At 71.5% G+C, this 579-nt stretch carries 1 protein-coding gene; it reads left to right on the forward strand.

Going from position 1 to position 579, the window contains the following annotated elements:
- On the forward strand, window positions 1–579 hold a 579-nt coding region (locus KUM32_RS41925; RefSeq protein WP_217146853.1), incomplete at both ends, for a DUF692 domain-containing protein.

Below are 579 nucleotides of genomic sequence, written 5' to 3' on the forward strand. Positions count from 1 at the left end.
CCCCACATCCGCGCGCACTGGCCCGCGGTGGACTTCTTCGAGGCGATCACCGAGAACTACCTGGACTGCCACGGCGCGCGGCGCCGCGCGCTGGCCGAGATCGCCGAGCGCTACCCCGTCCTCCTGCACGGGGTGTGCCTGTCCATCGGCAGCACCGACCCGTTGGACCGCGACTACCTGGCGCTGCTGCGCCGCCTGGCCGACGAGGTCCGCGCGGTCTGGGTCTCGGACCACCTGTGCTGGACGGGCGTGGCCGGCGCGCACAGCCACGAACTGCTGCCACTGCCCTTCACCGAGGAGACCCTGCGCCACGTCGTGCGCCGGGTACGGCAGGTCCAGGACGTGTTGGGGCGCACCATCGCGCTGGAAAACCCGAGCAGCTACGTCGGCTTCGCCGGGTCGGCCATGCCCGAGTGGGAGTTCGTCTCCCGGGTCGCGGAGGAGGCCGACTGCGCCGTACTGCTGGACGTCAACAACGTCTACGTCTCCTCCGTCAACCACGGCTTCGACCCCCACGCCTACCTGCGCCACCTGCCGCTCCAGCGGGTGGCCTACACCCACCTGGCCGGGCACCGGCAC

It is taken from the genome of Streptomyces sp. AC627_RSS907, from assembly GCF_019049165.1.